1 pseudogene is annotated in these 1,369 nt (G+C 62.5%); it reads left to right on the forward strand.

From position 1 onward, the window contains the following. A pseudogene (locus tag AC1D1Z_RS37450) lies at positions 1-1,369 on the forward strand (histidine kinase); the annotation flags it as partial.

A 1,369-nucleotide genomic window follows, 5' to 3' on the forward strand; every position in this document is an offset into this window, starting at 1 on the left:
AGTTCAATCTGCTGGCTGGCAAGCGCGCCGAAGCGTCAACGGCATACGCCTCGGCGCTCAACTACTTTGTCGCCGGCACGGCGCTGCTGCCGGAAGACGCGTGGGAGCGCCAGCGCCAGCTGACCTTCGCGCTTGAGCTGAACCGCGCCGAATGCGAATTCCACCTGGGCGCGCTGCCGGACGCGGAGGAGCGGTTGGCACGGCTTTCCAATCGTGCTGTCTGCTCCGACGACCAGGCTGCTGTCGCCTGCCTGCGCATCGATCTCTATGCCGCGCTCGGTCAGACCAGTCGCTCCGCCGCGGTCGGTCTCGACTACCTGAGGCAGCATCTCGGCGTTGACTGGTCGCCGCATCCGGCCGACGAGGAGGTGCAACGAGAATACGACCGGATATGGTCGGGGCTCGGGAGCCACGCGATCGAGGAGCTCATTGACCTGCCGCTGATGAGTGACCCAGCGTCCTCCGCGACACTGGATATTCTCACGCGGCTCGTTGGGGCGGTATGGCACACGGATGCGAATCTGGCATGCATGGCAATCTGCCTAGCTGTGAACGTGAGCCTCGAGCGAGGCAACAGTGACGGCTCCTGCTACCATTATGTGTCGCTTGGCTATATTGCCGGGCCGCGCTTCGGCGACTATGAGGCCGGATTCCGGTTTGGTCAGCTAGGCTGCCATCTGGTCGAAACGCACGACCTGAATCGCTTTCAGGCCAGGACTTACAAAGACTTCGGGGCCCACGTCATACCGTGGACGAGACATGTCCGAATCGGCCGCGACATCTTGCTGCGAGCGCTTGACATCGCCAACCAGAGCGGCGACCTCACGTTTGCCGGATACAGCCATGTCAGCTTGAACTCGAATCTGCTGGCGGCTGGCGATCCGCTTATCGAAGTGCAACGCCAAGCGGAGATTGGCCTCGCGTTCGCGCGGGAGGTGCGGTTCCAGTTCGTTGTGGACCTCGCCAGCGCGCAACTCGGACTCGTCCGGACACTGCGGGGGTTGACCCGGAAATTCGGCTCCTTTGATGACGACGGATTTGACGAAGTTGAGATCGAGCGCCGGTTTTCCGAAAATCCGAATCTCGCGGAAATCTGCTACTTTGTCAGAAAACTGCAGGCGCGGTTCTTTGCGGGCGACCACGAGGCGGCCGTGGATGCGTCATTGCGGGCGCAGAGACTGCCGTGGACATCGGTGGCGCATTTTGAGGAAACGCCGGAGCATCATTTCTACGGCGCCTTGGCCCGCGCCGCATGCTGCGATTCGGCCGCGGCCGAGCAGCGGGCGCGGCACACGGAGGCTCTGGTCGCCCACCACCGACAGCTTGAAATCTATGCGAAGAATTGCCCGGAGAACTTCGAGAACCGAGC

Source organism: Rhizobium sp. P1_E1, assembly GCF_056406015.1.